The sequence below is a fragment of the Pseudoalteromonas sp. NJ631 genome (assembly GCF_000276645.1).
Lineage (GTDB): Bacteria > Pseudomonadota > Gammaproteobacteria > Enterobacterales > Alteromonadaceae > Pseudoalteromonas > Pseudoalteromonas piscicida.
In genome coordinates, this window is record NZ_AKXJ01000022.1 from 52,893 (window position 1) to 61,074 (window position 8,182).

General features: G+C 41.6%; 8 protein-coding genes and 1 pseudogene. 2 read left to right on the forward strand and 7 right to left on the reverse strand.

The window, feature by feature from the left end:
* Positions 1-3 precede the first annotated feature (3 nt).
* Both A587_RS0122970 and A587_RS0122975 read right to left on the reverse strand, forming a co-directional pair.
* Positions 4-495, reverse strand: a complete 492-nt coding sequence (locus A587_RS0122970; RefSeq protein ID WP_017219461.1) for a hypothetical protein — start codon at positions 493-495, stop codon at positions 4-6.
* The gene (locus A587_RS0122975) at positions 488-1,216 is read right to left on the reverse strand and encodes an SURF1 family protein (RefSeq protein WP_017219462.1); all 729 of its coding nucleotides are present in this window, start codon (positions 1,214-1,216) and stop codon (positions 488-490) included. The genes A587_RS0122970 and A587_RS0122975 overlap by 8 nt, the downstream gene beginning before the upstream one ends.
* Positions 1,217-1,228: 12 nt before the next feature.
* On the opposite strand from A587_RS0122975, the gene A587_RS25475 reads away from it, so the two are divergent.
* Positions 1,229-1,525: a DUF2909 family protein gene (locus A587_RS25475; protein WP_081629166.1), complete on the forward strand. Its 297-nt coding sequence runs from the start codon at positions 1,229-1,231 to the stop codon at positions 1,523-1,525.
* Here A587_RS25475 and A587_RS0122980 read toward each other — a convergent pair.
* The 5 genes from A587_RS0122980 to lexA form a co-directional block, all read right to left on the reverse strand.
* Positions 1,431-2,306 carry a cytochrome c oxidase subunit 3 gene (locus A587_RS0122980; RefSeq protein WP_010378438.1) on the reverse strand — a complete coding sequence of 292 codons (876 nt, stop codon included), beginning with the start codon at positions 2,304-2,306 and terminating at the stop codon, positions 1,431-1,433. The two genes, A587_RS25475 and A587_RS0122980, sit on opposite strands and share 95 nt — an antisense overlap.
* Positions 2,296-2,874 (reverse strand): cytochrome c oxidase assembly protein, encoded by a 579-nt coding sequence (locus A587_RS0122985; protein ID WP_017219463.1) that lies wholly within the window; start codon positions 2,872-2,874, stop codon positions 2,296-2,298. The genes A587_RS0122980 and A587_RS0122985 overlap by 11 nt, the downstream gene beginning before the upstream one ends.
* Positions 2,874-4,448 (reverse strand): cytochrome c oxidase subunit I, encoded by a 1,575-nt coding sequence (gene ctaD, locus A587_RS0122990; protein ID WP_017219464.1) that lies wholly within the window; start codon positions 4,446-4,448, stop codon positions 2,874-2,876. Before ctaD ends, A587_RS0122985 begins: the two co-directional genes overlap by 1 nt.
* Positions 4,448-5,590, reverse strand: coding sequence for a cytochrome c oxidase subunit II (gene coxB, locus A587_RS0122995; RefSeq protein WP_017219465.1), 1,143 nt, complete (start codon positions 5,588-5,590; stop codon positions 4,448-4,450). The genes ctaD and coxB overlap by 1 nt, the downstream gene beginning before the upstream one ends.
* A gap of 360 nt (positions 5,591-5,950) precedes the next feature.
* On the reverse strand, positions 5,951-6,565 hold the full coding sequence (gene lexA / locus A587_RS0123000) for a transcriptional repressor LexA (RefSeq protein ID WP_010378434.1): 615 nt from the start codon (positions 6,563-6,565) through the stop codon (positions 5,951-5,953).
* A gap of 440 nt (positions 6,566-7,005) precedes the next feature.
* Between lexA and A587_RS24880 the strand changes: the two are divergent.
* A pseudogene (locus A587_RS24880) lies at positions 7,006-8,034 on the forward strand (IS630 family transposase).
* Positions 8,035-8,182: the final 148 nt, after the last annotated feature.

Genomic DNA, 8,182 nt, shown 5'->3' on the forward strand with positions numbered 1-8,182 from the left:
CTCCTAACTTGAACGAGAGTAGTTCAATAATTTCTTCAGATCACTCAGTAGCCCTTTTTGTACACTTCGTATTTCTTCTAAGCTTGCTACTGGTGCATACTTAAGTACAAATAACCCAGTTTTATCAACTAGGTAGAGATAGTTTTCATCTAACTGGTTGAGGTATATCGGCAAAGAAGTAGCGTACTCAATACCTTTTTCATTTCGCTCTTGTAATACCACAAGCGATACTTTCTGCTGGTTTTTCCCCAGCGCTAAATACAAATTAGGTAAGCTATCTAGCAGTAAAGAACATTGCTTATTACACTGCTTTGGTCGCTGATAAACGATACTCCACTCAGTATCTAAAACCAGCTCTGATTGGCGAACCTCCTGACTTAAAAATTCACCGTGATTAGTCGTGCTATGTGGTATCCAGCCGACCTTTAAGGCAACAAATGCCAATAGTAAGGGGAATACGAACAGCCCTATAAACCATGCCGCGCTTTTAGACATCTTTATTCTCCTTTTTTGAAAGTTTCCAGCCAATTACTACCGCGGCCAAGGCAATAAGCAACCACTGTAAAGCATAAGCTTCATGTTTTTGCGGTGACATTACTACCGGTTGATAATGGGGCTCAGTTCCATCAAGTCTATTTTTAGTCATGTAGGCAATTAGAGGTAAAAGAGGTTTACCTGACTCCGCAGACAAGTAATCAACATCAATATACTGAATCACAGATTGTTTTGTTGTCTCCTCAGCCGCAGACTTAGCTAAGGTGAACCGCTTACTAGCACTAGATTTGATATAGACAGGCAGAGAAACGGTGCCACTTGGAAGAGAGAAAACGGTAGGCACGCGACTAGCCAGCTGAGGCACAAAACCTAAATTAACAGCTAGATACTCATCAGTTTCGGAAATTTTTATAATGCCAATTACATCAAAACCGACTCGGCCTTTCACGACTTGATTATCTAAATACCAAACCGCATCGCCTACAAAACTCCCTGTAATCGACACTTCAGCATTAACATATTGCGTGAGCGGCTGGGATGTTACTTGCTGCTCATTAGCCACGCCTAGCGATTTTTCAATCTCAACTTTATGCTGCAACACATGTTTTTGCTGCGCTCTTTGCCACTGCCAATAAGAGAGCGAGCCACATAAAAGAACAACGATTAATGCTGCCAATATGGGGGGTTTTGATCTACCTTTAAAAAGTGCACCTAAATCCATCGGACACCCCTTATGATTAAAATTATTATTGTTGTATTGCTACTACTCGTTTTTCTAAATCTATTTAGAGCTATGCTAGTCATGCTCAAGTCAGAGCAACAAGAGTCGATGGCGAGGCTATTGCAACAAAGAGTTTATGCATCAATAGCTGTCGTACTTCTAATCTGTCTTGCCGCTCAATTTGGCTTTATAAAGCTACACTCTTCACCCGTTGTTACAACACATAAACAAATACAAACAGGCACAACCAAACAACATCAACAAAATGCCAATACCAAGCCCCAGCTTGAAAAGCAAAGTGATTCTTAGCGGTAAAGTGACCCTTTAATACCCTTATCCATATAACGAAAAGAATGATCGCGCCAAGTGTGACGTGAAAACCATGAAATCCTGTCAGCAAAAAGAACGTATTACCGTAAACTCCCGACTGGAGAGTTAACCCCAGATCTTGGTAAGCGTGAATATACTCTTCCACTTGCAAGGTTAAGAATGCGACGCCAAGTAGTACTGTTAACCCTAAGAACGCCTTCACTTTCGCCCTTTGCTCTTTTTCTAAAGCTACGTGAGCAAAGCTAAGGGTTACTGATGATGCTAATAGAATAATCGTATTGATCAGCGGAAGTCCCTGCCAACCCATAGCTTGAGTGACAGTTCCATCTGGAGTTGTGAGCAATGGCCATACAGCTTCAAATTGAGGCCACAAAACCTCATTGGTACTGGCGTTATTACTTGCACCGCCTAACCACGGCACAGCTATCATTCGAGCATAAAAAAGTGCGCCAAAAAAAGCAGCAAAAAACATAACTTCGGAAAAGATAAACCATCCCATTCCTTGCTTGAACGAACGATCCATTTGGGCAGAATATAATCCAGTTTGAGATTCTTGGATCACATTCCTGAACCAACCAAAAATCATATAGATCAGCACAGCAATACCCACGAGCAGTAGCATTACTCCACTATTACTGGTTGATTTAAGTTGAATAATCGTTAAGCCAGCGCCAACAGCGATAAAGAAAAGTGCAAAAGCCCCGACGATTGGCCATGGACTTTGCTCAGGCACGTAATATTTTTCTTGTTCATGGTTCATATTTGAACTCCTCTCGAGCGGCCAGCATATTCAGTCCATCACTGTCTTGTTTGCTAACTCGCTCTGTAATATCAAACAACGTATATGAAAGCGTGAGTTCCTCAACATCACTTGGGAGCTCCGTATCTACATAGAACCTCAAGACAAACTCAACTTCTTCTTTGCCTTTCATTGGTTGCTGATCAAAACAAAAGCAGGCCATTTTGTGTAAATACTTTGCCGCTTTCCCTGGAGACACTGAAGGGATCGCTTGCAACACACGCTCACTATCACTCAAATTTTTTGCAATGAATTTGACATCGGTTAGCTTACCGGGTTGAATTCTAACCGAATGCTCGACTGCATCGACCTTAAATGGCGCCTGGCTTTGACTATGCGTTGTGAAGCTCACATCTACTTGTCGACTTTGCACAATTGACTCGCTCTGCTTGGCGATTTCCATGGATGGCTTACCATTTAGGCCTGTGACATCACAAAAAACGTCGTATAGAGGAACCAGTGCAAAGGCAAAAGCAAACATACCTAGCGTCAACAAAATTAGCTTCTTAAGCAGGCGTCCATGTTGCATTATTTAATCTCCGGTGGCGTTGAAAAGGTATGATAAGGAGCCGGAGATGGTACTTGCCACTCTAATCCCTCAGCCCCATCCCACACTTTCCCTGGGGCCTGCTCTCCACCTTTTATACATTTATAAACCACTGCAACAAACAACAGTTGAGAAAGACCAAAAGCAAACCCTCCGATACTAATGATCGCGTTGAAATCAGCGAACTGTAGAGCATAATCAGGGATCCGCCTTGGCATGCCAGCAAGACCAACAAAGTGCATAGGGAAGAACAATACGTTCACACTAACCAAAGAGAGCCAAAAGTGAAATTTAGCCAATTTGATATCAAACATGTGACCTGTCCACTTTGGTAACCAATAATATGCGGCGGCCATTATTGAGAATACTGCACCCGTAACCAACACGTAATGGAAATGCGCGACAACGAAGTAGGTATCGTGATATTGGAAATCTGCGGGCGTAATTGCTAACATCAAACCGGAAAATCCGCCAATTGTGAAAAGTACGATAAACGCAATGGCAAAAAGCATGGGCACCTCAAAACTAATAGCACCTCGCCACATTGTAGCTACCCAATTAAAAACCTTAACGCCAGTAGGCACAGATATGAGCATAGTTGCATACATAAAAAACAACTCACCAGCTAAAGGCATGCCCGTAGTAAACATATGATGAGCCCAAACGACGAACGACAACAGAGCAATCGACGCGGTTGCATAAACCATTGATGCATAGCCAAACAGTTTCTTTCTTGAAAATGTCGGTACTATCGTAGAGATTATGCCGAAGGCAGGTAATATCATGATGTACACTTCAGGATGACCAAAGAACCAGAATATATGCTGGAACATAACAGGATCACCACCACCTGCTGCATCAAAAAAGCTCGTTCCAAAGAACTTATCAGTCAATACCATAGTCACAGCGCCAGCGAGTACGGGCATAACTGCAATCAGAAGAAATGCAGTGATCAGCCAAGTCCAGACAAATAAAGGCAACTTCATCCATGTCATACCTGGAGCTCTAAGATTGACAATGGTCACGATAACGTTGATAGCTCCCATAATAGAGCTAATGCCCATTATATGGATCGCAAAAACAAAAAATGCTGTATTGTCATTGCTATACGTTGTAGATAGTGGCGCATAAAAAGTCCAACCGAAAGCAGGCCCGCCGCCTTCCAAAAATAACGACATCAGTAAAATTGCAAATGCAAAGGGTAGTATCCAAAAGCTCCAGTTATTCATTCTAGGTAGCGCCATATCAGGAGCACCAATCATCATTGGGATCATCCAGTTGGCAAGGCCTGTAAATGCGGGCATGACTGCGCCAAATACCATTATTAGTCCATGTACTGTCGTCATTTGATTAAAAAAATGCGGATCTACAAGCTGCAACCCTGGTTGGAATAACTCGGCTCGGATCACCATCGCCATAGCACCACCGATTAAAAACATGCTTAGTGAGAACAATAAATACAGTGTTCCAATGTCTTTATGATTGGTGGTAAACAGCCAGCGCTTTAAGCCTTTGGGAGCTGTATGGTGTGAATGTTCTTCTACGATGGCACTCATTACTTACCCTCCTCTAATGCATCTATCTCACGCTGTATTTGACTTGGCTGAATAACATCGCCGGTGTCATTACCCCAGCTATTTCTTTTATAGGTGATAACCCCCGCGATCTGTTTGATTGTTAATTGCTTTGCGAAAGATTGCATCGCAGTTCCTGGGCGGCCTAAAAGGAGAATATCTATATGAGCTTTAATATCTCCAGTGACGACTTTACTCCCTTTCATTGCAGGGAAGACACCTGGTAGCCCAAGCCCCGTTGGTTGATGGCAAGCTGCGCAATAAGCCATGTAAGTTTGTTCACCAACCTCCATTAACTCCTCTTTCGAAAGAGTTTGTTGGGCAACTGCTTGTGACTCAGCTTCTGCTTTTGCTTTTTCAGCTTTAGCATCGTTAAGCCAACTATCAAATTTATCAGGACTTACAGCCTCGACGACGACTGGCATAAAGCCATGATCTTTGCCACATAATTCAGCACATTGGCCTCTGTAAATTCCTTCATCGTTTACCTTTGTCCATGCCTCATTTATAAAGCCTGGATTGGCATCCTTCTTCACCGCAAAATCAGGCACCCACCAAGAATGGATGACATCATCTGAGGTCATCAAAAAGCGAACTTTCCTATCGGTGGGAATAACTAAATGCTTATCAACTTCAAGCAGGTAATTTTCATTTTTTTCTTTAAGATCACTAATTTCATCTTTCGAAGTAGAGAGTAAGGAATAGAACTCAACATCGTGCCCCATATACTCATAGTGCCATTTCCACTGAGAACCTGTGACTTTAATGGTCAGATCAGCTTTACTCGTGTCTTCCATAGCAATAAGCGTTTTTGTGGCTGGTATTGCCATACCAATGAGTATCAGGAAGGGAATTGCAGTCCAAAGTATTTCCACTTTGGTGCTTTCATGAAATTGCGCTGCAACAACGCCTTTTGACTTTCTGTGTTTTATAAGCGCCCAAAACATAATCCCAAACACAATCACACCTATGACACAACATATTAGAAATATGGTCATGTGAAGCTCATACACTTGATGACTAATGTCTGTAACACCTTGCCTCATATTATAAGCGCTGTTAGCAAGTGAGGGCATGGCGATTAGCACTGCGATGAATGCTACAACTAATCGACAAATTTTCATTTGACGTCTCCTTCAAGACAACTCGTGGTTGTCTTTTGTTATTATTGGATGACTGTCATATTGTCTATTTGTACATAGACTTACTGCACGACTATTAACCAATTAGTCAAAAAACAAACAAATTGCAAGATTTTTGAGAAGACCGACTTTAGAATCAAAACTGGGGACTATAGGGATTAAAACGAAGAATGATGAAAAATAGTGTATAAAGATCAGAAAACTAAAAATATTACTAAATGATTAAAGTCACTATAATCATCCTACTTTCACATAGTTAGAAAAGTTAATTATCACTTTTTAAACAAAATATAGTTAAAGCAAGCGCAACTTTATCTTTAACGCTACGCTCGCTCTCAAAAACTACATCCAGTCAGCACTTCGGATAACGCCGACGGCTAACCCTTCAATGGAGAAATTTTGATGCTCAAGATCCACTTCAATCGCATTAAACTCTTCATTCTCAGCATGCAATAAGACTTTCTTTCCTTTCTTTTCAAAACGTTTAACTGTCACGTCCTCTTCTACACGAGCCACTATCACTTGGCCATTTTCAGCCACTTGAGTACTGTGAACAGCCAGTAGATCACCATCCATAATGCCAATATCCTTCATGCTCATACCATTAACTCTCAAAAGATAATCAGCATTAGGTTTAAAAAAACTCGCATCTACATTACAGTGACTTTCTACATGTTGCTCTGCCAGAATAGGCTCACCAGCAGCAACACGACCGATAATAGGTAAACCAAGTTGTTCGGATTCATCCTCTACAAGTCGAATCCCTCGGCTTGCACCAGGGACCATTTCGATAACTCCCTTTTTCGCAAGCGCCTTAAGATGTTCTTCCGCTGCATTTGCACTCTTAAAACCCAAAGCATCAGCTATTTCTGCACGAGTTGGAGGCATGCCAGTATCTTTTATGAATACTTTTATTAATTCAAAGATTTGTTCTTGTCGTTTTGTTAGAGGACGCATTAACTGGTGTTCCATACAGTGGTTTATTTACTGTAAGTATATACAGCTCAAAAAAAATCGCAAATGTTTCTTTATTCGACATATTTTAAGTGTACTTGCTGATAGCATTAATTAGAGTAGCATTTAACAAGAAGCGAAGTCCGTGCCTCAAAGCATAACCTACGACCCTAAGCAATAAGAAATAGATTATTAAGATTTTGGGCTGATAAACTACCTCCTACCATGTTGCACTTTGCTAATACTGTGCTGGGAGCGCATTTACTTAGGTTTAGAATATTTTTTCAGAACTTCATTGCAAACCATCGGCGGATAAACCACCTCGCACCATGTTGCACTGTGCTGATACTGTGGTAGGAGCGAGTTTACCTCGCGAGGTTTTAATACCATTCCGTAATGATTTGTGATCTAATTGTATTTATTTTCCAACTGACAAATAAACTTTGAATACTCATACTTCTGCCGAACTTTTCAAGTTAGCTAAATCAGAAAAAGACGCGCGTAAAAAGATCCGCTATTTAGCGGTCGCGCACTACCGTGATAACCACAATAAAACGCAAATTGCTGCCATGCTGCATGTCAGCAGAAGAATGGTAAATGAGTGGGTAAAGCGCTACCTTAATGAGGGGCTTACTGGCCTTGACGCTAAAAAACCTATCGGTAAACGTTGTTATCTGAACGATACGCAGCAGAAACAACTTTGCCAGTATATTGAAAAATACAGTCAAAATGACAACGGTGGTAGGTTGACAGGGTATCGTATAAAGCAATACATTGAATCTGAATTTAACGTCTCTTACCACCCTAATGCGATTTATAAATTATTGGAGAAATTAGGCTTTAGCTGGATAACTAGCCGCTCTCGCCACCCGAAACAGTCCGAACAAGTTCAGCAGGACTTTAAAAAAACTGCAAACGGACTTGATCAAAACGATCCCGCTATTTATCAACCTGAATGACGTGGATATCTGGTTTCAAGACGAGGCCAGATTTGGTCAGCAAAACACCACGACACGCCTTTGGGCAAAAAAGGGAACTCGGCCTAGAGCAGTCAAACAACAACAGTTTGATTATGCTTATCTATTTGGCGCTGTTTGCCCAAGCACGGGGCAGACTGAAGCACTCATCACACCATGGGTAAATATGAGTGTTATGAAACAGCACTTGCAACAAATATCTGAGAAGACAGCACCTGAACGGCATGCTGTTGTGTTAATGGACGGCGCAGGATGGCATCAGGGATCACTGGTAACTGATATTGATAATGTCTCCATTATCAAACTCCCTCCTTATTCACCAGAGCTGAACCCAATAGAGCAAGTATGGAGTTGGCTGCGTCAACATCATTTAGCGAATCGTTGTTTCAAAGGTTATGAAGATATTGTTGAGAGGCTTGGAATGACTTTGTATCATGCACAAAACGAGTGGTTAAAATGTGTCAACGTGACTGGATAGAGGTGGGAAAAAGTTAAGATGGATTGGTATCACATGGCTGCTCCACACTATCATCGGCTGGAAACTTTCATTGCAGGTGAACCACCTCCTACGATGCAGTGTATATGGTAGTAGGAGCGAGTTTACCTCGCGAGGTTTTAATTGCTTGCGAGGTTTTCTATACCC

What these genes read in the sequence shown, in the direction of transcription:
- A587_RS0122970 (WP_017219461.1), bottom strand. Translation starts at nt 495, where the DNA reads ATGTCTAAAAGCGCGGCATGGTTTATAGGGCTGTTCGTATTCCCCTTA.
- A587_RS0122975 (WP_017219462.1), bottom strand. Translation starts at nt 1,216, where the DNA reads ATGGATTTAGGTGCACTTTTTAAAGGTAGATCAAAACCCCCCATATTG.
- A587_RS25475 (WP_081629166.1), top strand. Translation starts at nt 1,229, where the DNA reads ATGATTAAAATTATTATTGTTGTATTGCTACTACTCGTTTTTCTAAAT.
- A587_RS0122980 (WP_010378438.1), bottom strand. Translation starts at nt 2,306, where the DNA reads ATGAACCATGAACAAGAAAAATATTACGTGCCTGAGCAAAGTCCATGG.
- A587_RS0122985 (WP_017219463.1), bottom strand. Translation starts at nt 2,874, where the DNA reads ATGCAACATGGACGCCTGCTTAAGAAGCTAATTTTGTTGACGCTAGGT.
- ctaD (WP_017219464.1), bottom strand. Translation starts at nt 4,448, where the DNA reads ATGAGTGCCATCGTAGAAGAACATTCACACCATACAGCTCCCAAAGGC.
- coxB (WP_017219465.1), bottom strand. Translation starts at nt 5,590, where the DNA reads ATGAAAATTTGTCGATTAGTTGTAGCATTCATCGCAGTGCTAATCGCC.
- lexA (WP_010378434.1), bottom strand. Translation starts at nt 6,565, where the DNA reads ATGCGTCCTCTAACAAAACGACAAGAACAAATCTTTGAATTAATAAAA.